Source organism: Nonomuraea sp. NPDC004186 (assembly GCF_053603495.1).
Genome location: NZ_JBSGFQ010000061.1, coordinates 24,882 through 50,811 on the forward strand (window position 1 = coordinate 24,882; position 25,930 = coordinate 50,811).

Here is a 25,930-nt window from a genome sequence, read left to right on the forward strand (position 1 = left end):
GCCCAGTGCCCGACTGAATCTTTGCCTGCCCTCATGTCTCAACTCGGCCCTCGGCGCCGGTATTTAGATAGGTGACAGGAACCAGGTGGTCCGGTGACGGGCCACACCATCGTGACACCACCCGTACACGCTGACTGCTCCGCCGCCACCACTGACTTCGTCGCTCCTCGTCGAACCGTTCGCGACGTTCACCAGAAGCATCTGCCGTTGAGCGTCTGGTTGGCTGCCGCCGATGCCGAGACCATTTCCGCCTGCCGAAGTGGCTGCTGCGTCCCGGTGAGCCAGGCCCTGGCCCGCCATCTCGTCACAGTCTGTACCCGGCTCGGCGATCTCGTGATCAACATGGACGCCGCCGACCACAACCTCATCTCCACCGCACTTGCACTCGGCTGCCGGGCCACCGCCACCGTCGCCAGCCCACGCCTTGCTGGCGAAATCGGCAAGCGGCTGGCCACGACCCACTCCGACGCCCGTCTGGAGATGGCCGACCTACGCGTCGTCCACCCCGAATCCCTGCACTCGGCCGTCAGGGACTTGGCCGGAGCCGCAGCCTTGGTGGTGTTCACCCACACCTGTCCAGGCCAGCATTGGGGGCAGCAGCTCATGACGGCCCGGCTGGTTGACGGGTCCGAGCGGACTGCGGTCGATCCAGCTGGATTGGCGGCGCTGCTGAAGCCGGGTGGTCACCTTGTGGTTGTGACCGGCCTACACCACGGCGAGCACGAGCTCGTCGACCCGGTCCCAAGCTTGATCGCAGGCGTGAAGCGTTCGGGGCTGGCGTACATGCAGCACATCGTGGCCCTACGGACGCCCGCCCGCGGCGGACACCTCGAACAGCCTCTGGGATGGGGCCCGCAAACGACTGGCACTGCGGGGACAGGGCGGCCGGCCAGTGCTCGCGTGCACAGCGACGTACTCATCTTCACCAAACCTCGCACCGGTCGAGGAGCGCCGCTATCCGTAGTCGAGCCGCCCCGAAGGACCGACCACCAGCAGACGGATGGTCAGGTGCTGGGGGAGCGATCTTGGCTGGAAGGAGAGCTGTCATGACGCCGATCACGTCGGTGTGGGCGACGGGCCAGCAGCAGTCGCGTACTCAGAGACGAGACCGGTACCTGCCGGAGTCGATGAAGCACCCGGGCAAGATGCTGCCCTCGATCGCAGCCCAGGTGATCGACACCTACACCCAGCCGGGTGAGCTGGTTATCGATCCGATGTGCGGGATCGGCACCACTCTGGTCGAAGCCGTCCACCTGGGCCGGCACGCGGCCGGAATGGAATACGAGGAGGGTTGGGCGAAGCTCGCCGTGGCCAACCTCGCTCACGCCCGCCGCCAGGGCGCCACCGGGTTCGGCACGGTGATTGCCGGAGACGCGCGAGGCATCGCCCGGCTACTGCCGGACCTGGTCGGCCAGGCGGCGCTGGTGCTGACCTCGCCGCCATACGGGTCGGCCACGCACGGCCACATCCGCGCCACCCGCGACAGCGGTGAGCCAGGTATCCGGAAATGGAATCAGCGCTACTCCCGGGACAGGGCCAACCTCGCGCACCAGGGTCTCCCAGTGCTACTGGATGGGTTCGCCCAGATCCTGTCCGGGTGCGGTGAGCTCCTACGGCCCGGCGGCGTCGTTGCGGTGACGGTGCGTCCGTACCGGCACCGCGGGGAACTGGTCGACCTCCCTGGCCACGTGCAGCAGGTGGCGCAGCGCGCTGGGCTGGTATTCGCTGATCGGATCGTGTGCCTGCTGTGCGGGCTGGGCCACGGCAAGCTGCTGAACAGGGCGTCGTTCTTCCAGTTGTACGAGGCACGCAAGGGCCGGGCTCGCGGCCTGCCGATCCACGCCACCGCGCACGAGGACCTGCTTGTCTTCACCAAGCCTCACCCGCTCGACAAGACCGCTTCGACCGTCCAGAGAGCTGCATGATCCAACTGAGGGGCCCTCACACGGCGTGCCGTCAGCGTCTAAATGCTGACGGCAGGGTGCGGATGGCGCGGCTGGTGGGCAGCCGCCAGACCGCGACCGGCCAACCACAAACCTGTGCCTCGCTCTCGTACCCGACCATTTCAGGGGATGGCGCAAGCGTCCTTGCACCATCAATCGGGGCGATTCAGCTTGGGCGAGCCGTAGGGCGCAGCTTCCCATGCCACGTTCGCCGTCACGCCACCGGACTTGAAGACCCGGTCGGAGGCGGTGATTCATATCCCTGCCCCTGACGGTCTGGGACACCCGCTATGCGGGTGGTCGCCCCAGGGACACGGCGAAGCGCCAAGCCTTGCAGCCCGGCTGGCTGCTGGACGCGCCTCCGCGGACCGTCATCCAGTTCGTCCTGGTCAACGGAGCAGGCGGGTGACCTGCTCATTGGCCAACAAGAAGAAGCGATCAAGGAGGTCGTGAACTATCCGAGCCTGCGCCGACTCGCCCGCATCGAAGTCGACGCCCGCAATAGCGCCCTCGCCTGGCCACATCCGCCAAGATCCGCCAGGTCGAGGGCCATCCCACACCAGACCACTGGAGAGGACGTATCCCATCTTGCACGAGCGTGTCCATTCCGGCGCCAAGACGAGAATGACCGACTGGCTCGACGACCCGGACAACGATCGCTGGGCCATCGCAGTCGGCGGCTCTCACTGCCCGCACTGGGCCTGGCCAACGTCATGCTGTCGGGCCACAGCGGGAAGCCGTCCGACCGTGACCTGTCTGCTGAACGCGGGCGGTGGTCGATGACCAAGCAAGACGAGTTGCTGACTATCCCTCAAGTTCTCGACGAGCTGGGCGGCGTCTCACGCCGCACCTTCTACCGCTGGCGCCAGCTTGGCCGCGCGCCGGTCTGCATCCAACTACCCAACCTCGAACTGCGCATCTGGCGGAGCGATCTCATGGCCTGGCTCGACTCCCGGCGGGAGGCCGCGTGAACACCACGTACGACGTGAAGCTCAGCGGAGTTCAGCACCGCACCGACCGAGACACTCCCACGTTCGTCGCCCGGTGGCGCGTCGCAGGCAAGGCCAAGTCCAAGAGCTTCCGGACCAAGGGTCTTGCCAACGCCTTCATGTCCGACCTACGGCAGGCAACCAAGGTAGGGGAGGAGTTCGACATCGCAACCGGGCTGCCATCGTCAATGCTCGCGCCGCAGTCCTCCGGCCCGACATTCCTGGAGTTCGCACAGGCGTACATCCTCAGCCGCTGGAACAGCCTGGCAGCTCGAACCCGAGAGACGGAAGCTTACGCACTCCTCTCGCTGATCCCTGCTCTGGTGAGCGACGCGCCGCGCCGTCCCACGGCCGAGACCCTGCGAGAGGTCCTCCGGAGCCATACTCTCCTTCCGGAGAAAAGACGAGCCAGCCTGACCACAACCCAAGCTGCGGCCTTGGGCTGGCTGGAACGGGCGTCCATTCCGCTGTCCGCGTTGAAGGAGCCGCACATCCTTCGTACGGCGCTCGACGCCATCTCGGTCACCTTCGCTGGTACTGCAGCCGGCGCAAACACGGTGCGCCGCAAGCGAGCCGTCCTCCACCACCTGCTCGAGCATGCGGTGGAGCAGAAGGTGTTCGACAGCAACCCGCTGGACGGCATCAAATGGACCGCACCCAAAGCCGTCACAGTCATCGACCCGCGAACGGTGGTCAACCCCGCCCAGGCCCGACAACTCCTCGATGCCGTCCCCAAGGTCGGACGCAACCGAGGCACACGCCTCAAGGCGCTCTTCGCCTGCATCTACTACGCCGCACTCCGGCCCGAGGAGGCGGCGGACCTGCGGCAGAGGAACTGCACCTTGCCCGAATCCGGCTGGGGCCTGATCGTCTTGGAAAAGGCGCGGCCCCAGGGCACGAAACGCTGGACCAACTCAGGCGAAACCCACGAATCGCGAAACCTCAAGCATCGAGCAGACAAGGAGACGCGAGAGATCCCCATCCCGCCCATCCTGGTCGCCATCCTGCGCGAGCACATCGCCGAGTACGGCACGGCAAAGGACGGCAGAATCTTCCACACGGGCAAGGGTGGCACCTACTCCAGCTCGGCACACTCCTACGTCTGGCAGGAGGCCCGAAAACTCGTCCTCACTCCTGAGCAGATCAGCTCCTCCCTGGCAGGTCGGCCCTACGACCTCCGCCACGCGGCCGTCTCTCTATGGCTGAACGCGGGGGTACCTGCCGTCGAGGTCGCAAAGCGCGCCGGCCACAGCGTAGAGGTCCTGCTACGGGTGTACGCCAAGTGCATTGATGGCCAGCAAGAGCACATCAACTCAAAGATCGCCAATGTGCTGACCGACTAACTCACTGAAGCGACTGCGGCCCCAGCCAAGCTGGGGCCGCAGTCGTGTTCGGCGTAGATCGCTGTGGAGCTGTTCGCGGTTGGAGCGTGGCCGTCGACTGATGCTTCCTGGTTGGCCGTCACGTCCTTCCGCTGGCATACGCGGCAAGCTATGCCGAAAGGGTTGATCAATGCTGGTGTGGCTGGTTTTGCCCTACCCTGAGGGCGCTGCCAACAGGCGGGAGGCGATCATGAGCATGACGCCGCCGGGTACCGGCCCACTCTCCCCTGACTACAGCGGGCTCGATCCCGAGCTCATGGAGAGGTTCATCACCACGTTCAAGAGCGGTGGAGATCGGGTCGGCGAGGAGGCCGGGGCGCTGCGTCGCATTTTGGAGCAGGCGAGGCTGCCGACGGCGGATTTGCAGCCGCTGGCCGCCACGTTGATGTGGCTGGATGTGAAGTTGCCGGAGCTGCGCCGCCGTGCCCAGGCCGCCAGGGCGGCCAACGCCATCACTCCTTGGCGGACCGGCTTGCTGCCGTTCGACGAAAGCCGGCTCATGTCCCAGAGCGAGGCCAGAAAGAAGGGGACGGAGTTGGCCGAGCGGTTCACGGACGCGAAATCGGGTGCCGGACCGCTGATGAATCGGCCCCACGACGATGAACTAGGCGCGCTCATCGCCGAACTGGACGCCCATCGCCATGACCCCGATTTCACCGCGGCCTTCTTCGCCGGGCTGGGTGTCGACGGCACGCTCGCCATTGCCGGCAAGCTGCGGCAGGGTATGCGGGACCCGGAGAAGGCGATCGATGTGGTGAGCCGCGCCTTCAGTACCGCGGTGCGGGGCGGGGATGTTGTCTCGCGCAGTTACAGTGAGCGATCGGCTGTGTTCACGGGTACGGATGTGCCGGGTTTCGCCAAGCTCAAGGACGAGCTCGCGCGAGGGCCCAGCTTGCCCGGCGATAGCTCCATGGGTTGGCTGCTGCGGGCGGGCGATTTTCCGCCCGAGTGGCTCGCCAAGGTGGTCAAGGCGCATGTGCTGACACCGGACAGCCGGCTCCAAGGCAAGGAGATGGCGGGCTATCTGGCCGCGCTAGGCAAGAACCCCGCCGCCGCCCGGCTGGCCATGGCCGCGGTGCGCAAGGACGGCGTGTCGCTGTCGGCGCTGCTGCGCGACCTCACGTGGCGGACCCGCCGAGAGGTGTCCTCGGGGTCTGAGGCAGCGGATGCCTTCGGGCGGATGCTCGCGGCAGCGGCCGGGGCCTACGACGAGAAGGACGGGGCGCACTCGTCCGAATCGGCGAAGTTCGCCTTCGACCTCATGCGGGCGCTGCCCGACCTCGCCAACCCCACCCCCGCTCAACGGCAGCAGAGCATCGAGCCCTTGGACCTCGACGACGCGACCAGGAAGCACCTGGCGGAGATCGCCGGCGTGTACGCAACGGAGATCACCGAGGGCGCGAACCTTGGCGACGCGAACCGCACGCAGGGCAGCGCCTTCGGTCCGGTGAAGACGGTCGTGTCGGGGCTGAACCCCGGTTTCCGGTTGTCACCCGAGGACACGTACGCATTCGTCAAGCTGTTCGCCACCTCCCCGGCCACCATCACGCCGTTCGAGGAGGGCATGGGCAAGCTGACCGATCGACTCATGGCAGCGGCGGCCCAGGCGGACGGCGGACGGGGTATTGAGCACCTGGAACGGGCGATGAAAGCGCTCGGGTACACGGCAGGCATGCAGTTCGCCGCGGAACGAGCGGTGCAGGGTCTGCTCGACGAACGGGACAAGGAGTTCCGTGAACAGCAGCTCGCCAAGCTCGGGTTCTTCATCAACGTGGCGGGCGTGCCCGTGGCGTTGCAGGGACAGCCACTCTGGATCGCGGCAACCACAATTGCGGGATCCGTGCTCAACGACCTGACCGAGGTCGACAAGACGCGACTGGACGTCCTCGATGACAAGACCAGGCTGGCCGCGCTGGCGAGAGGCAGGTGGCTGGTCGATGTGTTGACGGCTGGAGGGTTCAAACCTCAAGTGTCGGCGGCAGACGAACGGTTCAACTCGCCGCCGATCGTCGATGAGAATGGACGACTGCTGCCGTTCGAGAAGATCGCGCAGAGCAAGGAAGCTCTCCGCAACCTCAACAACTGGCTGATCGCCAACGGGTCCGGCCTGACAGACAAGAGCCGCATCGGCGAGGCGACGAAGCAGTTGGACGTGATGTTCCGCGGGGCCAAGGACGCGGCGGAGGACGAGTGGAAGCGATTTGATGAACTCAGCCGGGCGGCAGGCAGTCCGTCTCGCCGCGGATGACCATGACATGCTCGGCCGGTGACGACAGCACGATATGGGTCTTGAACTCCTTGCTAACAAGATCTTGCATTGTGGGTTGTCCGGGCGCATTCAGCTCGTATTCGGCGACAAGATCGAGGGCGCCGACCATGACCAGGAGCATCGAGTTCGGATCTCCTGATCCGATGTCATTTTCTGCTGAGGCAGCGTAGGTACGTTTGACCTTGCCTTCACCGCAGGGAACGTCTCTGCCCCCCGCATCGGTGATCTCGATGTTCTTGGCCTGAGCGCCCTCGAGGGTCCGAGTGATGTGCTCCTTGAGCGTTGCACCAGCTTCGGCGGCCGTCGGCACTTTCGGATCGTCCGACCCCCCGCATCCGGCCAGCATGAAAAGCACGACCAAGGACACCGAAACTACGCGCCATACCGGAATTATCATCGATTTGCCTCCGAAGGCAGGCCAGTATCCGGACAAGTCTCATAATGGTCGATAGGTCATTGCAACCCATTCAACCAATTCCTTAGGAAACCGATGGCTCCGGTACCCAATCCGCGCCATGCGGAGCTACAGCAGCTCATCGCCCAGGCCAGGGCACACGTGGACCGGCTGGAGGCGGCGCTCGACCCCGTCTGTGAGCAGTTTGCGGGCCAGGCCATCTGGGCCGGTCGCACTGCCCAAGGCTTCGCCAGGGAGCTGACCGGGCATCGCACTCGCGTGCGAGCGGTGGCCCAGGCGGTTCTCACGACACTCGAAGAGGAGTTGCGCCGCACACCATCAGAAGTGTCGCCAGATCAGTTCAAGAGCCCATAGCGCTCTCGTTCGATGGGTCACGTCTCGTCGGAGGGTGTAGATCCGGTCAATCCCCTGAAAGCGTGGAGACGATCTATGCCACAGCGGTCCTCAGCGGGGGCGATCAGGCTTTGGTTTCGTTCATGAGAAGCGACCGTGAACGTTCGCCGTTTTTCGACCGCACCGAGGGGCGTGCGTCGGTGTTCGTGAGAACCGACAGCAGTCATCCGCTTGGGGCCACGGGCATCGACGAGAAGCAGGACGTTGGCAGAGGTCAGCGGAGTCCGCTCGCGTAACCGTTGGGCGCGGTCAGAACGGGCGAACATCAACCTCGCGACGACCACCTGGCGAGCCGATGGGAAGCCTCGTGAGCAGTACCCTGTTCCAGCCAGGTTCTCGAGAAGGCGCCGGTCAAAGGCCCTGAGCCAAACCGTCGGGTGTGGCTGCCAGAGCGACACGCATCTCCGTGGGATGCTGGAATCGGTCGTCGGGATTGGTGGCCAATGCTTTGAGGATGATGCCTCGCATGTACGCCATGTCGGCCAGTGGTGTCATGTCCCCCTTCCCCTGCAAAATGGCGGTCATGATGCCTTGGATGCCTTCCTCGCGAGGGTAGGGCGAGTGTCCTGTCAGGGCGAAATAGAGAACGAGCCCGAGCGCGTAGATGTCGGTTCTGATGTCCGTCCGGCCGCCCTCAATGCTCTCAGGTGCCATGTAGGCAGGTGTGCCGACGATGCCGCCGGTCACCGTGATGTCAGCGAGGTCGGCTCGTTTGGCGAGACCAAAATCGATCAGTACAGCGCCGCGATCGGGCGCCATCATGACGTTGTGAGGCTTCAGGTCGATGCGGCTGACCTGCTGAGCTTCCAAATATTCCAGTGCTTCGGCGATCTGATGTCCGAGAAGTACGGTGGCCGCGAGACCCAAAGGACCCTTCTCGTTCACCGTCTGCTGCAGCGTTAATCCTGGCACCAATTGCATGGCGATAAAGGTTTTTTCTTCGTCCTCGATTACGCCGAACATGCGTACGACACGCGGATGTCGAAGCTCGCGGAGGATCCTCACTTCTCTGCGAAAACGTTGCTGGAGTTCAGGACCTCCGCCGCTCCGTAGCTCTTTGACCGCTACCTCCCGCTGCGCCACCAGATCGCGAGCTCGATAAACCATACTCATCCCGCCCGCACCTATGGCCTCGACCAGTTCATAACGGCTGGCGACGGTGCGCAGTACGGATTCCAGGTCACGCTCCGATGGTGGATCAGTGGGCATGGCAGCCGGCACCGACTCCGACGCAGTGGTCTCTCGGGAGGGCAAGGGCAGACGGAGCGACACGTCCAGCGCCGCTCGCTCGCTTGCGTTCCCCCAGACGATCCCTAGAAGTCGACGTTTCACATCATCAGCGAGCTTGTACCACACGAGTGCGCCGTCTTGACTATCGCTCACGATACGTGTTGCGTCAGGCCGATCCGGGTCCCGGACGACCGTCAGGAAGTCGTGCTTGGTCAGGTGACGCAGCAACTGCTCAACGTCCGGCTGCGCGAGCCGTAGCAGGGGATCGAGTTCGGGCTTCTCGGCCGATCCACAGACGTGGGCGACGGTGAACGGGTCACCCTGTCGGCGCAGGATCCAATCGATGACAAAGTATCCGGCCATGCGCCAGCGGTCATCGTCAATATCTTCCCGGAAGAGCCGATCTGAACGGCCGTGCTGGAAGTAGGACTCGAGCAGTTCCTCAACCTGCGCGTAGAAGGTAATCCGGGCCCTGTCATGCTTGCCGACGACGAGGAAGGGGTGGTCGTCCTCCCAGTGGACAAACTCGCCGAACTCTTGCAGCAACCGCCGTGGGATGCCACGGGCTTTGAATCGCAGATACCGGACGACTTCTTCGGCATCCGCGCCCGCGTCTTCGGCGAGCACCGCCCTGAGGAGCAGGTCCGGCGCGTCCCAGCTGCACGGTACGTAGCGCTGCCAGGCGAAGATGCTCTCGTAAACGCTGTTGCCCCGGCTGGCGTCAAGGACGGCGTGATCGTGCAGGTCTGGGCCGGCTGCCAGCAGGAAGTGCGCGCCACGCATGGTGAGCGTGTTCTTCAGATTGCCCAGCAGTCGTTCAACCTCCGCAAGCCCGGACGGCTCCGAGGTCAGCTTGTCAACCTCGTCCAGAACGACGATGAGATGAACGCGGGGCTTGGCTCTGCGCCACCACCTACGCCGGCCCGGCTCGGCCCTGGAGAGGAGGTCGATGATCCGCCCGAGGTCGTGCTCAACGTCGCTGTCCGAATAGGTGAGATAGGACGCCTCTACGGCCAGGGACCGCGTCCGCTTGGACGTCAGGCCCGCACTGGGCGCCAGCCATCCGGCGGGACCGGTCAATTTGGAGGCGCCCGGACCCATGCCGATGGTCAGGGAAGTACCGCGCTCCTTCGCGTCGGAGCGTGTCTGCTTCAGTCCTAACGACGTTCGGATGTGAGCCAGCATGACCGCTCGCCGTGTGGTCTCGTCCAGCCGTTTGAGCACGCGGCGGTCCTGCAGTGTCTCGTAGAGCCGGCGCACAAGAGCGAAGAGCAACTGATCAGGGGTCATGGGGCGGGCCACGTTGATCGTGATCGGCACCACGATCTCGTTCGTGGCTGCCTCGGCGGCGATCCCCTCGACTGCGCGCGTTATCACCGTGCTCTTGCCGACACCTCGGAAACCTGTGATGAGGAAGGTGCCTCCTCGCGAATAGCGCAGCCGGTGCATCAGTTCGCCGATGAGCTGTGTGTTGCCGAGGAGCGGGATGACATCCTCGTCACCCCTCAGCGGTTCGTGCACGTACCGGAAGGACGGCTTGAGCGGCAGCTTAAGCATCAGGCTCCGACCTCGATGGGGTTGATCATGATATTACCGGCGGAGGAGGGCTTGCCAGGGAGGCGTACTGCCGTGACGTGCCGGCCGCCGGTTGAGCGGCCCGATCACACCGGACGTGCCCAGGCGGCTCGCCCTCCGCCACCGGGGGTCCGAGCAGCTTGTCGATGTAGCGGTGGCTCACGATGCATGCAACGACCCCTGCCCGAGCCCGAATGGCCACCGGCACGGCTTCCTCGAGGGAAGGGCGGAGGGCTTGCCCATATAGCGGTCGGCGGCCACGGCGGCAGCCTTGGGACCGGCGTCGCTGAACGGCATCTCTGGGGACGCCTTCATGCAAGGTGCGGGCTGGCTCATTCGGCATTGGTGTCGAGCCTTGTGAAACGGGGTGACGCTCGAGTTCTGCGCACGTATTTGGCACGATCGGCGGGATATGTTCGCCCCGCGCCGGACGATCGGAGCGGGTTGCCGAGAACCCTGATGGCCCAAAAATGCGGCCTGACCTGGGAATATGCTGCAAAGATCATCCCGCGTATGTCCCCTGATCATGGTCTTACGGCTGCATCCGGGCGCCGTCGGCTGCCTATCAAGGTCCACAAAGCAAAAGACCTGCGGCTGAGAAACCGCAGGTCAGGGACTGAAATGCCTGTTCAGGTAAGTGCCCCCGGCAGGATTCGAACCTGCGGCACCCGCTTTAGGAGAGCTCGAGCTGTTTCGAGTCCAACATGTCTACTTATGGGCTATATGCGGTTTCTGCTCGACGTGTCTTGGCGCGTCGACAAGGACCTCTCATCGTCCGCCGCTTGATGGGTGTTTGGCCTGGTCAAGGTGGCATTCGCGGCGGGAGCCTTCCAAGGTGTTCCCGCTCTCCAGGTGCGAGTGCCGATACTGTCAGATCAGGCGGGCGATATTGGCGATGGTCAGGCGGTGCAAACTCAGCCGGCCGCTCATGGTTCCGATTCACGCGACGTGGCAGGCGGATCCGTCCTCGCGTTCGCGACGCTTCAAGCCGTCGCAAGCTGGCTAAGGAGCCTTGCGACGTCGCTCCACTTGGCCACGGCATCAGGCGCGGGAAAGAACGGATACGCCGATGTCAGTGGCTTGTTCGTCAGTGTGCGTAGGGTCGCGAGGCAGGCGTCCGCCAGGTCATCGCGTCCCCGTCCACGAAGCGGGTCAAGGTTGATGCACAGGGCCCGATTCTTCGGGTAGAGCTGCGCGATGCGCAGGTCGTTCCGACCGGAGACGATGACGCCTGCGGTGGTGTGGGCCAGCATCAGCCCTTCCTTGTCGGCCCACTGCTCGAGCAGGGTCCACAGGGTGCGGACGTCTTCGTCTGCCTTGTCGCGAAGTTCGCTCAGGCTCGGCCGTACGACGGCGGACTTGGCGGAGGCGGCCGCGGTGCGTCCGTACACGGCCGGGACGAGGGTCCGCCATCCGTGATTTTCCGCGACGTACTGCTTGACCTCTACCGCGAGAACCTCTGCCGGGTTCATCTGCTCGTTGAGGAACTCCACGATGCGGCGGAGATCGTCGGGGATGGCGTCGGCGACGAAGACCATTCGGATCCTGCCTGCTCGCAGGTTGTCGCCTACCTTGGCGAAGAAGGTCTCCACGGTGACCGTGTCGTCCTCGCAGAGCTGAGCGACCATCTCTTGGGGATCGCGGCCGGACTCGCGCTGCGTCTGCTCGAACAGTGCCTGAAGGTTGAGTACGGGCCAGTAGAGGACGCCGTTGGCGGCGTAGTCGAGCATCTGGCCGACGACCTCGCGGCGGATGCGGCTGTCGCTGGCGCGCTTGACCTCGACCAGGGTGGGGATGCCGTCCTGGTCGACGAAGAGGTGATCGAGGCTCCAGCGTCCGCCGCCTCCGTCGCGGTCGGGGACGCCTGCCTCCCGGCGGACCAGCAGCCAGCGGCGGGGATCGCCGGGCGTCATCTGCCCGCCCGCAAGAAGATCCGGGTGAGTGGCCAATAATTCCTGGAGCACCTCTTCGGCCTCGTACGGCGCCAGACGCATCGCGAGGAGGCGACCGGACTCGTCGATGTGGAACATTCCGTCGCTGTTCATGGCCATCCTCCAGCCAATCGGTCCATCGCCCCGCGCGTATGGGATGTCAGTGGAAAGCCTGAGCTTCGGGGCATCGCTCGTGGCGTTCTCAGCGGTTTGGGTAGGCCGGGGACTCGGGTGGTAGCACGAGGGTCGAAAGATCGCGGGCGAGCACGTCGAAGTAGGGCTGCGTCGACCACGAGGCCCGATCGCCGATCACGTAGAGGCGCCGTTTGGCGCGGCTGACCGCCACGTTCAGCAGGTTCGGCCGCTTGGCCGCCCAGGCCCTGGCGCCTGGCCGTTGCGGATCGCCGCCCAGGACGAGGATGACCACCTTGGCCTCTTTGCCCTGGGCTGTGTGCACGGTCCACGCCTCCACACCTCGGAACCGCTGCACGACCGGCCGCATCCCGCGCACTACATCACGGAACGGGCTGAGCACGAAGACATCCTCCGGCGAAACCCTGTCACGCGCCAGGCGAGCCAGGATGCGCTCCAGCGCGGCTCCTTCCTCAGGGATCCAGTGCCCGCTGGAGCCTGTTCCGGCCACGTCGATCCACACACTGCCCGGCAGCTCGATCGGCGGTTGGGCGGTTTTGCCGTAGACCATGAGCCCGTCGTAGGCGATGGTGTTGGAGATGCCGAACATGGGCTCGTCGCAGCGCCGGTGGACGCGCAGCGGGGCTCCGACCCAGACGGGAGAGTCCTGCCCGGGCAGGTACGTGCCGTACGCGTTCGTATGATCGGCCAGCTGCTGAACCGAGGTGCGTCCTGGCAGCCAGTGCTCCTCCTGGACGCCGAACGTACGCCGTAGTGCCTGCTGGGCGGCGAACGGCAGCGTCACCACCGGCTCCAGTTGTAGAGGATCCCCTACGGTCACCACCCGTCGGGACCGCCAGATCGCGCCGGCCGCGAGCTGCGGTGCGGCTTGGCCGGCCTCGTCGATGAACAACCAGCCCAGTGCCTCCTGGGTGAGGTGTGAGAACACGCGATCGAAGGAGGCGAAGGTGGTGGAGACGACCGGGATCAGGAAGAACAGGCTCTGCCACGCTGCTCGTACGGCCTCCTCCGGCACGCCGGCCGGCACTTCCCCCGTGACGACGTCCATCGCGGCCTGCAGGCTTCTGCGCATCCGCGTCGCCTCGGTCTGAAGGAACGCCTGGTGCAGGCGGAGGGCCTCTACGAACAGGTCGGTGCGTGCGTGGTTCCAGGCCTCGTCGGTCCACAGCGTTTGACTTTCCCGGTGTTCCTCGTCGGTCCACCAGCGCTCCTCCGGGAAGAACCGCCCGAGCCGCTCTTGCTGGACGGCCAGCCGGGACTGGAGCTCGGCCAGTCGGTGTCGGGCGGCGTGGAGCTCGGCGCGCCGGGAATCGAGCTCATGAGAGATCTGCGCGGCGGTCTGGCGAATTCCTGCCAGCCGCGCGGTCGCGGTGCCGAGTGCGTGGTCAGCACTCTGAACGTCACCTGCCAGAGCTCGATCCTGCGCATGCCACTCCCGGGAGGCCTTTCCGAGCGTGAAGAGCGCGGTGACCAGGCCGGGCTGGAACTGTTGATGCTCCTGGCGGCTGCGCTTGCGTACGGTGACCTCATGCCGTGCCGACTCCTCGAGACGCTTGGCCTCATCGAAGTCGTTGCGCAGGGCGGTGAGGCGATGTTCTGCAGCGATGATCTGCTCGGTCGCCCGTGCGATGATGCGCTGCTGTACAGGCACGTCTCGCAAGCCGTCGTGGGCGGTGGCCCGCTCGCGCTGGAGAGCCTGGACGCGTTCGTAGGCGAGGGTGAACGACTCGACGGCCGTCGCCCATATGTTCGTCACGGTGTTCTGCCAGGCTTCGAAGCTCACCCGCAGGCCGGGTTCGTCGGCGGTGCCGTACCAGGCTTTCCTGACGAACTCCATGCGGTAGGACTTCCTGCCCAGCTTGGCGGCTACCAGGCCCCATGCGGGCTCGCCGAGCACCCGGCTTGCCACGTCGTCGAAATACGTGGCCTCTCCTCGCCAGAGCGCGTCGATCGCTTTCTCTCCGGGGATCTCGGTCGTGACGTTCTCCACAGCCCCGTTGTTGGCCGAGGTGACCACCATCTCGAAGCCGGTGAGCTCTTCGCGCCACAGACTCACCACACGCCGGAAGTCACCCGTCTGCCACCGCATCTCTCCGGTGAACGCGGCCTCGGTGCTGGGCAGCCTGGACAGGCGGAGTGCGCGCTCCACGACGTTGGCCGCGATCAGATCCCTGAGCATCGTGGTCTTGCCGGTGCCTGGAGGTCCGTTGACGGCGAAGAGGCCCGCCCCCTGGCCCAGCTCAGCCATGATCGTGTTGACCGCGAACTGCTGGCTCAGCGCGAGTGGCAGGCTCGGCCCCTGGGGCCAACGTCCCGCAGGGACATGTTCGGGTGCCACGTGGTCGAAGACCACCTGCGGCTCCTTGCGCAGGTCCGTACGGGACGGCTCCGGTATCCGCAGATAGGCGTCCAAGGCAGTGCCATAGGCGCCGGTCCGGACGGCTGAGGCCACTCGTTCGAGATCGTGGACGATGAAGCTGTTCAGGAAGTCGGTTCTGCCGTCGTCGTCGTGCTCGCGCCGGCGCGGAACCTGTACGCACTTGACGAGCAGGCCGTCCGGGGCCAGAACCTCTTCCACACCGAACCGGTCGGTCGTGAGCTTCATGAGCGCCCGCAAGTCGTCCTGTCTGAGAGGGCGGCCGACAGAGACACCTTCGTTCCGCAGCTCGGCGGCTCGCTTGTCATGCTCCAGGGCGGCGACGAGTTCCTCACCGGCAGCCCCCACGCGTCCAGCCGTCTCGTCGAAGCCCTTGAGCCAGGCCGGATCCCGAGGGCCGGGGGACACCGTGCGACCTGCCGCCCAGGCAGCGCTGGAAAACTCCCACGCTCCCAGCAACGGTCGGCCTTCTTCCGTGACCAGCATGGCGAAGAGCGCGCTCGCCCCCTGCGGTGCGCGGTCGAAGTTCTCCGGATCGGGCCCGAACACGTTCTCGAGCATGACCCGCACGCGCTCGAGCTGGAAGACGCCGCCATAGACGATGTACCGCCAGGTCATGGTCGGCTTGATGCGCCTGCGCTGGAGAGGGTGACCGACCTCCCAGGGGAGCAGGGCACCGGCCTGCACCTGGAACACCGGCTCCCTCTCGTCCCGGGGATCAACCCTTGGCAGACTCGGGGGGCTGAACAACTCGCAGGCCCGCCAGAACTCGATGACGCGCGCGCGGCTGTCGTTCAGATGGCTCACGGCACTCCTTGCTGAGGGACTGCACGACTTCGCCCGGTTCAGCCTCGTCAGGGTCCGGGTTTGGAGCTCAGGGCGACCACAGGTTAACGGGCCGCCCTGAGGTGCGTGGGCAGGATCGCGATGTTGGTCGACGAGCAGGAGACTTACGCGGCCAGGACGCCGTCGGCGGCGGAGATGCCCACTACCTTCACCTCGATGCCGTACGTCCGCAGCACCCTGGCCGCGTTCGCGAGCGCCACCCGCGCCAGCGGGAAGAGTGTCTTAGGGGTGAGCGTGGCCCCGGTCTTGAGGTGGATGGCGAACACGACCTTGCGCGGCCGGAAGTCCTCCGGCACCTGGCGACGGCTCCGGCTCACCTCCTCAACCTTCTCCCTGAAACGGCGGAGCGCCTCGTCGGAGTGCAGGAGCGCCTGCGTCGCCACGACGCCCTGGGCGAACAGGTGGCTGAGCGTGCTGGCGCCCTCGGCGAACTTGACGTGCACCAGCGCGTCGTCGGGACCCAGGAGGTCGCAGGCCTCGAAGCCGTTGCCGGTGAAGAACTTCGTCTTCAGAAGAGCGCGGTCCATGCACAGGAACCCGTCGCACATCTCCCCGACGTAGATGTTGTAATCCTTCTCGTCCTGACCGGCGTACCGCGTCGGGAGCTCGACGGAAGGACGCAGGGTGAACAGCGGCACGATCTCGTTGAGCTTGTCCTCCAGGTACGCGGGGTCGATCTCGTACCACTCGCCGTCGAGCAGGAAGTAGCGTCGCTCGCTCATGGTCAGCACGACCTCCAGCCACTTGATGGCCGCCGCCTCCCCGACCTCGTGAGTGCATTCGGCGTCGCGGAAGATGCGGATCTTGCCCTTCCGCAACGCCGTCACCCGCGCGCCCGGCGCTTGAACACGAGCGCGGACACGGATGAGCTGGACGTCGAGCTCGTCCACGCGCTGCGTCGCGGTCCCGATCTTCACCTCGAACCGGCGGGCCTGAGCGTAGCCGGGCAGACAAGAGGTCGGCACCACGCAGACGAGCTCCGCGGTGTCCGACTGGCCCAGCAGCTCATCGAGCTTGGCGTCCAGCCGGTTGACCAGCTTGTTGTCCACGATGGGGCGAATGTGATCCACGAACTCGAGCGACGGGTGCGGCTCGTCCTCACGGCAGACGCGGGCGATCTCCCGGATGTCGGCGACGAGGTCCTCCGGCCAGATGCCGAACCTCATGCTCAGCCCCACGCCGGCCTCCAGGCGCACCGGCCGCTCGTCGGCCTTGGAGAAGGTGACCTTCAGATCCCGCGAGCGCCCGCCCATGCGGCGGATGACCTCGGCCTGCTCCTCGATGCCGAGAGCCCAGATCGGCATGCCGCCGGGGATCAGGGTCAGATCGCTACGGCCACGTGCGCCGATCCTGCGGCGTGCGACGTCCTGCACGTGGTCGGGGTCGAGGCGGCGAACCGCGAAGCAGATGCCGAACCCGTGGTCCTTGTGCTCGTCCGGGATCCACCAGTGGCCCTGGCCGTACCCGATGGCGTAGACGGCGCCGTCGACGGCGATCAGCAGCAGCCCGAAGGAGCGCCGCTCGTCGAGGGCGATGTAGCTGGACACGAGGCCGCCAGTACGCGGCAGAGGACCTTGACTGGGATGCTTCGTCAGCCATCACCGCGATGGCTTCGAACCGTCTTTTTGGAAGCGCCGCCTCGCGCGCCAACTCGATCATCCGGAGTGGCTCTCAGCCCGGTCTCCAATTCGGCGATGCGCCGTTTGGTGGCCGCCAGCTCGACCTTTACGCGTCAGGTCAGCTCCTCAGTAATGAGCAGCATCCATCGTCTCTTGGCTGCTGTCGGATCTGGAGCTGGAACCGACGTCTGTGGAGGAGGGGCACAGTGTTCTGCTCAAGAAGGGGAGTGATTGCATAACCAGCTCTAGTCCTCAAACTGCGCAAATCACCGTATAATCGGCCCCAGCTCTCAAGATCATCTCAAGTTGCCTCCCGCTTGATGGGGCTTCTCACGGGATCCGCAGTTCGAAGGGACTCGATGTATGGCGTACTGGTGGGTGAATCAGAGTCATTCGTTTCGTCAGGAGCTCGAGGCTGGGATCCTCTGGGCGCCGACCCGAACCCAGGCCGGTCGACGCCAATCACACTGGGAAACAATGACGAAGGTGCATCCAGGCGACACAGTGATCCACTATGCCTCTGGAGTCAGAGCGCTCAGCCTCACGACAACCACTGCGATCTCCTCGCGACGCCCTCGGGATATCCCCGGCCTCTGGACTGGGGATGGCAGACTCGTGCGGACCGCCTACCGAGAGGCTTCGCAGGTAGTTCCACTACTAGACATTCCCGAGGCCTGGCGCACCAGCCACTCGACGGATGGGCCCTTCAACCGCGATGGCGGTGTGAAACAAGGTTATTTATTCCGAGTAGACGATGCCTTTTTCAAGCGGTTTGTGGAGCGTTTTGGACACCTACTCCCAGACGCCCCAGTCGTGCTATCTGCTGAGGCGAATGACAGTGCCACCGACTTGCTCCGGCGATTACTTGGTCACGACATTTCGACACTTCATGGACACCGCAATCGTATCGTTGACGTGCAGCCTCCATATGTCCTCGTGGCAACGGAACGATCGCCGAACGGGCAACGGGTGCCAATCGCCGATGTGGAGGCTGCACTCGCAACTCTCCGTACTTTAGGTCGCGTGCAAATTCATCCTACCGAGGTGGGATACCGCAGCGCCTTCGTTGGAGCCGTCCTGCTCGCTCTTCCAGGAGTTGAGTCGGTAGGTGGGACACCGCCAGTGATCGCTGTGCGCTCTCTTGCTGACTCTGACACGCCTGCAGAGCCTCAAGAGGCACTCACTTACGAGGGCGATCTGAACCGTCCGGTGACTGCAGCGCAGCGTCGCGAACAATCCGCCTTGCGCCAGCTTCTGTTCGGTTCTGCCATCATCGCAACATGCGCTCTCTGTGGTGAAGCTTACCCTGTCCGCTTTCTGGTTGCCGCGCATATCAAAATGCGGAGCCTCTGTAGCGACGAAGAACGCCGCGATCTATCTAACATAGCGATGCCTGCATGTCAGTTCGGTTGTGATGCCCTCTATGAAGCCGGCTATATCTCTGTTGGCCAAGACGGTACTATCGTGGCGTCCACGCCAGAGGCAGATGGGGCGCTTGCTGATCGCCTTAATGACCTCGCGGGGCGCCCATGCCTTTCGTTCTCGGAGAATAGCCGTCGCTACTTCGAGTGGCATTTTTCCACGCGATTTCGTAGTTGATGCTCAGTGCGGCCTTATCGCCCTCAGGTGTTGGGTGAAGCCTGCCTCAGCTACGGGTAGCCTATGGTCGCTCGGGCGGTTTCGATGAAGCTTTGTAGTCGGTCACGGAACACCTGATGAGCATTGTCGAAGCGGGAACGTGCATCAGGGGTGCCTTGCGCAATGTGCCATAGCGCTCCGTTGGCATCCGTGACCGCCACCTTGACGGCTTCAGCCTTTGCGGCAACGGCTTCTGGCCCTTCGAGGAGGACCACCCTGGCACATCGTGCCAGCGGATCATAGGCGTCCCGCAGGGCAGTACGTAGAAGGTCGATCTTCTCTAACTGCTCGTCCGGCCGCGTCAGTTGTACGTAGACGTCACCGAGCCTGTAGTAGAACTCGCCCGCGATGTGGGCCTGCTCCAAGAACTCAAGGTAGGCCGTCCGGCGTGCTTCACGAATCTGAGCATGATGCTGGGCCTTGGCGGACGCTTCGGCCTGGATTCGTGCTGCGCGAGCGTTCCCCAGGCTGGTCACCCATCCCGCCAGGATCGCCGTCCCACCGGTCAAGATCGCAACCCACACCGTGCTGTCCACACGACCTCCTAGTCCAAGGCCGGCGCGTTCGCTCGAAGGCTGCTACGCCTCCCTCGGCACACATGGGCCTGTCGGAGACCTTGCTTCCGATCTTCTCACTCTTGCGCCTCCATCATCGCTGTTCTGCGGTGCCTGAACCAAGCCGGATCGGGAGCGAGCGTCCTGTCGGAGAGGAGAGCCAGAACCTGTTCCAATGTCTCCTGGAGGGCCGTGTCTGCGTCAGGCTGGTCCATGAACCTACGAGGGACCCAATTAGGAAACACATCGAAGATCATCCGATGCTGACGGCTTCGATGATGTCGAACTGTGGGGTCCGTGATGGTGTCCTGGTTCCGCAGCCCTGCGCGGTCGTCAGGCTTGCTGGAGATGTTGGATGGGCTAAATTGATGTCTGACCTGGGGAAACTCTATCAAGATCATCCTCCACGTGTCCCCTGATCATGGTCTTACGGCTGCGTACAGGCACCCTCAGTCGCCTATCAGAGTCCGCCAAGCAAAAGACCTACGGCTGGGACGCCGCAGGTCAGGAGCTGAAATGCCTATGTGGGTGAGTGCCCTCGGCAGGATTCGAACCTGCGGCCGCGTGCTGAACGGCTCAGAGCTTGGATACGCCGTCCAGTTCCGTCTGCAGAGCGATCAGTGCCTCGTGAAATTCCGCAAGGCGCTTGATTTTGTGCTCTTTCTTTCTGGAGTACACGGTCATGGCGAGAGTCGCCGCTCGCGTCGAGTTTCTGAGTTTCACCACGCGCTTTTTAACGGCTGCTTGCATGGAAGGAAGTATGCTGGGATCTGTATCGCGGAAAAACTGGTCGAGTTGTTTGGCCAGAGCTTTCGCCACCTGTTGTGAAGGTAGGTCGATGAGGAAATTCTCGGTGACCGCGTCGACTTCCCCTTTAAGGTCCGCAGCGAGCTCGCGGATTAGTTCTCGCGCCGATAAGGATGACGCGGGCTGTGGCTTGGACCCGCCGAGAAGCCCGCCATCCCGCCCTTGGTTGTCGGCGGCCAGCACTGCGGGCTACCTTGGGGCTAACGCGTGAGCGCTCTTGCCAGCAGCTTCTGCAGCTCCTCTCGCAGATCGGCCCACGCGACGGCCTCATCGGCAGCTTGTGGCTCTCTGACCTGATCGGCCCACTGCATGGCCGCGTCCAGGGCCGAGCGCAGGGCGCCTGCGTCTCGCAGAAAACTGGGCCGGGGTCGAGTGTGGGTAACGGTCGCCAGTTCCTCGATCGCCGCGACCGCCTCGACGACGGCGTCGATCCATTCGCTGGCCGTCCAGCGCCACGCTTCCAACTCCGGCAGGTCCCGGGGCGGCGGCGGTGGGTCGTGCAGGCTGTCTACTAGGGCCGCCGCATGAGTGGCCTTTTCATGCACCGCATTGGCCGAGGGCAGCGGGAAGACGTCTTTCAGCGCGGCAGTCGCCAAGGGTTTCTTCTCGAACGTCGGACGTGGCCCGATGGGCACCACAGGGTAGTCGTGGTGGTCCCAAAGCCTCTTCACGAGCTTTTCTACCGTCCGGTAGTCCTGGGGGTTGAGATAGAAGCGATCGAGCCTCGCGTAGATCTCGTTCGACACGTCCTCGTCGGTGACGCCTACGAGCACGGCGAGCACGAACTTGTAATTGAACGTGTGCTGATCTCTGTTGTAGTGACTTCTGATCGTGTCGATCTCACGAGCTGCCCCCGCTCCCTCGTCTGTCCGATTCTTTCCTTCCCATCGCTCTTTGTAGGCGCGGCTTGCGACGATCACCACGAACCTGCATTCGTCGACCATGTTGGGTCCCCAGCGGGTGAAATCCGTCCCTGGCGGCTGGAATTTGTCGAATCTCACGTCAATGCCCCCGGGGTCCCTGAGGATCTCGGCCAGCGCACGCACCTGCGTCTCCCACGCCTCGGCCTGGGCCTCCGTCATGGAGCGGTGTCTGTGAGCCCAACTGATGAAGACCGGAGGCGGCGGCGGTTCGCCTGTCATGCGCTCAGAGTAGTCTTGCTCTCTCTTCGCGTCAGTACTTGCATCAGGCGAATTCTGGCAGATGTGTACCAATCGGTGTCGACATCACGAGGGACGCCGGGACAGAATATGTAGGGATCAAGGGGTGGCCGTGTCGACACTTGCTTCCGTGCGCAGAACCGTCCTTTCCGGGCGATTCGTCCGGTCATGGCTCATTACCTTCCTGGCCTGCCTGGGGGTCGTCTCGGCGGGAGCAGGGCTGATCGAGGCGCTGTTCGACAAACCATTCGCACCGCACGGTGCGTATTATCTCAGCGCGGCACTGGCAGGCTGCTTCGCCGGGGCCACACTGCGGACCTGGCCGCGACTGACTTTTTCCCGACATTTCCCTGTCCCCGGAACGACGATCATCGTGACCGTAGGCGACCTTTTCGATCAGGAGGGCCATCTGGTCATCGGGACGACCGACACCTTCGACACCGACACCCATTCCATCATCGCCAAGCAGAGCATCCAGGCCCAGCTCCTTGAGCGCGAATATCGGGGCGACGCTGCGCGACTCGATGCAGACCTGGAGAGAGCGTTGCGGCCTGCGGTCCCCTTGCGGGTGGAAGAGCGACGAGATCGGCCTCAGGGAAAGCTGGTCAGATACCCGATTGGGACCGTCGCGACGATCGGCATCCGGGGGAGGCGGTATTTCTGCACCGCCTACAGCACACTGAACAACGACAATTACGGTCGCTCGTCGATCGACGATCTCTGGAAATGCCTTTCGGCGACGTGGGAGGCCGTCCGGCGACATGGGGAGCGGCAGAGCATATCCGTGCCAGTAATAGGAGCCGGATTGGCGCGGATCGGCAACATTTCGCGCACTGATCTCATCCGCCTGATCATCATCTCCTACCTGGCCAACAGCCGCGAGTCTGTAGTAGCAGACCGGCTGCGGGTCGTGATCCATCCCGCGCACGCCGAGGAGCTGAACCTGCGGGAGATTGAGGATTTCTTGTCGGTGCAGTGACTGTTGCGCGCATCGGGCTGAGAATGAGAGCCTCTCGCGAGGAGTATGACGCCTGGTGGTACCGCCCGCCACCCTGCCCGCTCGATGTCGCGGTGAGGCGAGCATGTCGAGGTGGTGTAGCCGTCGCACTGGACGAGAGCAACTACGGCTGGTCAAGGGCGTGCGCAACGCGACATTTTCGATATCTCGATGGACAGCGAATGGCAGGGCTGACGTGTTTGCGGCTGGAGAACGCCGCGAAGGTCGGACCCTGCCTGTCCGGTCGAGGCAGCTGTTCGGAGGTCGGCGGCCCGTGCACGATCAGGGCGCGACCGCTCGGTGCGGCGGGAGCGCAGGTCCAGGGCGGTGTGCATCGCGGCTATTGCCCAGCGTGTAGCCGGCTGATTACCTAAAGCGATGAGGAAGGCGTAAGGCGCCCGGGGAGAATAGTGACGCTGGGCCGTCGCCCCGGGAGTGGATCACAGGGCTTCGGAAAGCGTGGTCTTGCTGGAGCGCCAGCCCTCGGGAATGCATTAGGAGGACTGGCCGTAAAGATCGGTGACAGCCGTTCACATGCGACACACAACGAAGCCCTTGATTCGCGTTTCCGCTAGACAGGGGCTTGCCGGGTCAGTGGAAGTGTCAGGAATGCACACAGCGTCAACATGTTCGCCGTCGAAGACGAAGCCCCGCTGGTGCTCGATAAGCGGGTCGAGGCAGTCCGCCGCAGTGTCTCTCTACCCTACGCCGACGCTCGGCGCTCGCTTAGCATCTCCTCGATCGCGAAATACGCGTGCCATTTCCGCGCTGCCCGGGGCTCTGTGAGCTATCTGGATATCCGCGCCCATCATCACGCCTGCGCCTCACGGATCGTAACAGACGCCGCCCTTGTCCTCGCCATGTGCCGAGTGTCGGTTGCGGCGCGCGCTTTTGTGCTTGATAAGGGCGGTGGCCAGATTGAGGGCGGCAACGGCCAGTGGAATAAGCTCAACCAGAAGCTTCATCGTGGCTCCTTCGAGAGATGCGTCGGTTGCTCTCCAAAGTCACCACAGGGAACGAGGGTCCGGCATCGGATGCGGAGCACGCCGGAGGCACCACCGCGCAGCGTGAACCGAGCGTGCAGGCTGGACGGGTACGGGGGCCGCACCGACGATAGGAGTTGGAACCGGTCCGATGCTGTCCGAGTCAGTCGCCGAAGGCCTCCGCGGCTGGATGGGGATGGCATGACGGGGAGGAGCGTCACTGGTGCACGTTGAGATGCCCGATCCCAGCCAGGTGCACACTGTCCCCGAGCTGGTATCCGCACTACGTGCCATAAGGGCGGGTCGTTCGTACGCCGACCTCGACAAAGCAGCCAACCCCGGCAACCGGCCGAAGGAAGGCTTACCGAGCTCGACGCTGTCGGATCTGCTCAACAAGGGCAGGGCCAGCCGGGAGACGCTGGAGGTGTTCCTGCGGGCCTGCGCGGTTCCGCGCGAGCAATGGGGCGCCTGGCAAGGGGCGCGGGAACGCGCGCTCATCGCCGATGCCCCTGGCACTACTGGCCTGATCCGGGTGGCGCAGGCCGACCCGCGGCGGCTGGGCGTGCATGCCGCGATCGACGCTCCGGGCGCGACTGGTGACCTTCCCGCCTACATTCTTCGTGACGCCGATACCGCCCCGCGTGGAGTCCGGGATCTGCTGGCGAAGGCTGCGGACCGAGGCGGCATGGTGGTGCTGGTTGGCGAGTCGTCGGTGGGTAAGTCCCGATGTGCGTACGAGGCGATTGGGGCGGTACTGCCGCACTGGTGGTTGCTCCATCCCGCTGATTCCGAGCATGTTCGTCGTGCCGCCGAGCAGGTGACTGGACGGTTGGTCGTGTGGCTTGACGAGTTGCAACGGTTTCTGGGCGGCTCGGCCGGCCTGAGCGCCGCCACCGTCCGCGTTCTGCTGCAGGCAGGCGCGGTGCTGATCGCGACCATATGGCCTGAGCGTTATACCGCCTACACAGCGATGCCGAGCCCAGGGCAGCCGGATCTGTACGCCGCTGAACGCGAGCTACTCGATCTGGCCGACGTGGTTCATCTGCGGGGCTCCTTCAGCGCCGCGGAGCGCGAGCGCGCCGAAGCCGTGGCGGCCTCTGGGGATCAGCGGATCGCCTTGGCCCTGCGATCCGGGGATTACGGGCTCACCCAGATCATCGCCGCAGCTCCACAACTGGTGAATCGATGGCGCGGAGCGGATCCCTACGCCGCCGCAGTGCTGAACGCCGCCATCGACGCCACTCGCCTTGGTGCCGTGTCCCCGCTCAGCCCGGACCTGCTGCGTGCCGCGGCACCCGGGTATTGCGACGTCCGCCAGCGCGCCGCCGCCCCACCCGATTGGTTCGAGGCCGCACTCGCGTACGCCACCGGCACGTTGAACGGCGCCGCGGCCGCCCTAGCGCCGGTCGCCAGCTCCACCACCATGGGACAGATCACCGGCTACCAGGTCGCCGACTACCTCCAGCAACATGCCGGGCAGCAACGCCACCTGGCGGAGGTACCACATACCTGCTGGGAGGCACTGGTCAACCATCTCACCGACCCTGGCGACCAGACCCGCGTCGCCCACGCCGCACAACATCGCCTCTTGTACCAGCATGCTCGAGCTCTATACCGCCACGCCATCCGCTCTGGTAGTGGGCAGGCGACTGGGCTCCTGGCTACCCTCCTGGCCGGACAGGGCCGAACAGATGACGCGCTGGCGCTGTGGCGCGCCCAGGCCGATGCAGGTGAGGGCTCCGCGAGAACGACGCTGGCCGGCCTCCTCGACGAACAGAACCGAGCAGGACGGGAGCTCGCACGCAGGCAGGCCGATGCTGGCACCGGCGGCAGAGCAGTCGCCGTACGGATGGCCGGTCTCCTGATCGCACAGGGACGCCCGCAGGACGCGCCCGCACTATGGCGAGCCCGGGCCGATGCCGGCCGCCTCGCCACCGCCCGGTCACCTGAGCGGTTCGATGGCGAAGTGACCGTCGATGATCTGGCCGAAATGCTGATGACGGCGCTGGAGATCAAAAGCCCTCACACGCGGCGGCACAGCGAACGCATCTCCCTGCTGGCCGCCATGATCGGCGACGGAATGGGAATGCGCCCTGACGCATTGGAAGCCGTACGTCTGGCTGGGCTGTTTCACGACATCGGCAAGCTCGCCGTCCCCGGCACTGTCCTCAACAAAAGCGAACCTCTCACCCAGGAGGAATACGCGCTGATCCAATCGCATACGAGCTGCGGCGTGAGCATCGTCGCGGGACTGGTGGAACTCTTCGACAACCTCCTGGAACCAGCCGCTCGAAACGTCCTCACGGACGCTGCTCTGGAGGGCATTCTTCACCACCACGAACGGTTCGACGGCCGCGGCTATCCCAGGGGCTTGGGGGGCAAGGAGATTCCGGAGAGCGCCCGCGTCATCGCCGTGGCCGACGTGTTCGACGCCGTCGCCACTGGGCGTACTTACCGGCCGGCGAGGAGCATCGAAGCGGCTCTCGAGGTCATGCGTCAGGAAGCGGGAGCGTCCTTCGACCCTCAGACGGTGGCGGCGTTTCTGACCATCGCTGACAGCCGATGCGACCAGCTTGAATTGCTCTTCAGTCCCAGGCCCGCCCGCAACGACGGTAAGAAACCGATGTGAGCGGTTCCGTGCACGCCAGTGATCATTCTTGCATCCGTAC

At 64.6% G+C, this 25,930-nt stretch carries 18 protein-coding genes; 9 read left to right on the forward strand and 9 right to left on the reverse strand.

From position 1 onward, the window contains the following. The first annotated feature begins 93 nt into the window (after positions 1–93). From ACWEPL_RS38750 to ACWEPL_RS38770, 5 genes are all read left to right on the forward strand, one after another. Positions 94–1,050 carry a hypothetical protein gene (locus ACWEPL_RS38750; RefSeq protein ID WP_452439100.1) on the forward strand — a complete coding sequence of 319 codons (957 nt, stop codon included), beginning with the start codon at positions 94–96 and terminating at the stop codon, positions 1,048–1,050. Then, positions 1,047–1,925, forward strand: a complete 879-nt coding sequence (locus ACWEPL_RS38755) for a TRM11 family SAM-dependent methyltransferase (RefSeq protein WP_452439101.1) — start codon at positions 1,047–1,049, stop codon at positions 1,923–1,925. The genes ACWEPL_RS38750 and ACWEPL_RS38755 overlap by 4 nt, the downstream gene beginning before the upstream one ends. A gap of 797 nt (positions 1,926–2,722) precedes the next feature. After that, positions 2,723–2,914, forward strand: coding sequence for a helix-turn-helix transcriptional regulator (locus ACWEPL_RS38760; RefSeq protein ID WP_364242724.1), 192 nt, complete (start codon positions 2,723–2,725; stop codon positions 2,912–2,914). Next, on the forward strand, positions 2,911–4,275 hold the full coding sequence (locus tag ACWEPL_RS38765; RefSeq protein ID WP_452439102.1) for a tyrosine-type recombinase/integrase: 1,365 nt from the start codon (positions 2,911–2,913) through the stop codon (positions 4,273–4,275). Before ACWEPL_RS38760 ends, ACWEPL_RS38765 begins: the two co-directional genes overlap by 4 nt. Before the next feature lie 169 nt (positions 4,276–4,444). Then, positions 4,445–6,562: a DUF6571 family protein gene (locus ACWEPL_RS38770; RefSeq protein WP_452439103.1), complete on the forward strand. Its 2,118-nt coding sequence runs from the start codon at positions 4,445–4,447 to the stop codon at positions 6,560–6,562. Here ACWEPL_RS38770 and ACWEPL_RS38775 read toward each other — a convergent pair. Continuing rightward, on the reverse strand, positions 6,525–6,950 hold the full coding sequence (locus ACWEPL_RS38775) for a hypothetical protein (RefSeq protein ID WP_452439104.1): 426 nt from the start codon (positions 6,948–6,950) through the stop codon (positions 6,525–6,527). The genes ACWEPL_RS38770 and ACWEPL_RS38775 overlap by 38 nt on opposite strands. 464 nt (positions 6,951–7,414) lie before the next feature. Between ACWEPL_RS38775 and ACWEPL_RS38780 the strand changes: the two genes are divergently transcribed. Then, entirely contained in the window at positions 7,415–7,627 is a 213-nt protein-coding gene (locus tag ACWEPL_RS38780) for a hypothetical protein (protein WP_452439105.1), read from the forward strand. Between the two features lie 115 nt (positions 7,628–7,742). Here the strand turns inward: ACWEPL_RS38780 and ACWEPL_RS38785 are convergent, their stop codons facing one another. The 4 genes from ACWEPL_RS38785 to ACWEPL_RS38800 form a co-directional block, all read right to left on the reverse strand. Beyond that, positions 7,743–10,178 carry a serine/threonine-protein kinase gene (locus ACWEPL_RS38785; protein WP_452439106.1) on the reverse strand — a complete coding sequence of 812 codons (2,436 nt, stop codon included), beginning with the start codon at positions 10,176–10,178 and terminating at the stop codon, positions 7,743–7,745. 1,001 nt (positions 10,179–11,179) lie between these two features. Next, entirely contained in the window at positions 11,180–12,241 is a 1,062-nt protein-coding gene (locus ACWEPL_RS38790; protein WP_452439107.1) for a hypothetical protein, read from the reverse strand. Positions 12,242–12,329: 88 nt separating this feature from the next. Beyond that, positions 12,330–15,464 (reverse strand): DEAD/DEAH box helicase, encoded by a 3,135-nt coding sequence (locus ACWEPL_RS38795; RefSeq protein WP_452439108.1) that lies wholly within the window; start codon positions 15,462–15,464, stop codon positions 12,330–12,332. A gap of 143 nt (positions 15,465–15,607) precedes the next feature. After that, positions 15,608–17,050, reverse strand: a complete 1,443-nt coding sequence (locus ACWEPL_RS38800; protein WP_452439109.1) for a TIGR04141 family sporadically distributed protein — start codon at positions 17,048–17,050, stop codon at positions 15,608–15,610. Between the two features lie 687 nt (positions 17,051–17,737). Between ACWEPL_RS38800 and ACWEPL_RS38805 the strand changes: the two genes are divergently transcribed. Then, the gene (locus ACWEPL_RS38805) at positions 17,738–18,721 is read left to right on the forward strand and encodes a hypothetical protein (RefSeq protein WP_452439110.1); all 984 of its coding nucleotides are present in this window, start codon (positions 17,738–17,740) and stop codon (positions 18,719–18,721) included. A gap of 50 nt (positions 18,722–18,771) precedes the next feature. On the opposite strand, the gene ACWEPL_RS38810 is transcribed toward ACWEPL_RS38805, so the two are convergent. From ACWEPL_RS38810 to ACWEPL_RS38820, 3 genes are all read right to left on the reverse strand, one after another. Further along, positions 18,772–19,296, reverse strand: coding sequence for a hypothetical protein (locus tag ACWEPL_RS38810; RefSeq protein WP_452439111.1), 525 nt, complete (start codon positions 19,294–19,296; stop codon positions 18,772–18,774). 594 nt (positions 19,297–19,890) lie between these two features. Next, entirely contained in the window at positions 19,891–20,304 is a 414-nt protein-coding gene (locus ACWEPL_RS38815; protein ID WP_452439112.1) for a hypothetical protein, read from the reverse strand. Between the two features lie 17 nt (positions 20,305–20,321). Further along, positions 20,322–21,203, reverse strand: a complete 882-nt coding sequence (locus ACWEPL_RS38820) for an SEFIR domain-containing protein (RefSeq protein ID WP_452439113.1) — start codon at positions 21,201–21,203, stop codon at positions 20,322–20,324. Between the two features lie 208 nt (positions 21,204–21,411). Here ACWEPL_RS38820 and ACWEPL_RS38825 point away from each other — a divergent pair, with 208 nt between their 5' ends. After that, positions 21,412–22,260, forward strand: coding sequence for a macro domain-containing protein (locus ACWEPL_RS38825; protein ID WP_452439114.1), 849 nt, complete (start codon positions 21,412–21,414; stop codon positions 22,258–22,260). Between the two features lie 842 nt (positions 22,261–23,102). Here the strand turns inward: ACWEPL_RS38825 and ACWEPL_RS38830 are convergent. After that, on the reverse strand, positions 23,103–23,243 hold the full coding sequence (locus ACWEPL_RS38830; protein WP_452439115.1) for a hypothetical protein: 141 nt from the start codon (positions 23,241–23,243) through the stop codon (positions 23,103–23,105). A gap of 241 nt (positions 23,244–23,484) precedes the next feature. Between ACWEPL_RS38830 and ACWEPL_RS38835 the strand changes: the two genes are divergently transcribed. Continuing rightward, entirely contained in the window at positions 23,485–25,890 is a 2,406-nt protein-coding gene (locus ACWEPL_RS38835; protein WP_452439116.1) for an HD domain-containing phosphohydrolase, read from the forward strand. Positions 25,891–25,930: the final 40 nt, after the last annotated feature.

Bases quoted from the DNA above. Each gene is read 5' to 3' on its own strand.
- ACWEPL_RS38755 (WP_452439101.1), top strand. From the start codon at position 1,047: ATGACGCCGATCACGTCGGTGTGGGCGACGGGCCAGCAGCAGTCGCGT.
- ACWEPL_RS38760 (WP_364242724.1), top strand. From the start codon at position 2,723: ATGACCAAGCAAGACGAGTTGCTGACTATCCCTCAAGTTCTCGACGAG.
- ACWEPL_RS38770 (WP_452439103.1), top strand. From the start codon at position 4,445: ATGCTGGTGTGGCTGGTTTTGCCCTACCCTGAGGGCGCTGCCAACAGG.
- ACWEPL_RS38785 (WP_452439106.1), bottom strand. From the start codon at position 10,178: ATGCTTAAGCTGCCGCTCAAGCCGTCCTTCCGGTACGTGCACGAACCG.
- ACWEPL_RS38790 (WP_452439107.1), bottom strand. From the start codon at position 12,241: ATGAACAGCGACGGAATGTTCCACATCGACGAGTCCGGTCGCCTCCTC.
- ACWEPL_RS38820 (WP_452439113.1), bottom strand. From the start codon at position 21,203: ATGACGGAGGCCCAGGCCGAGGCGTGGGAGACGCAGGTGCGTGCGCTG.
- ACWEPL_RS38830 (WP_452439115.1), bottom strand. From the start codon at position 23,243: ATGAAGCTTCTGGTTGAGCTTATTCCACTGGCCGTTGCCGCCCTCAAT.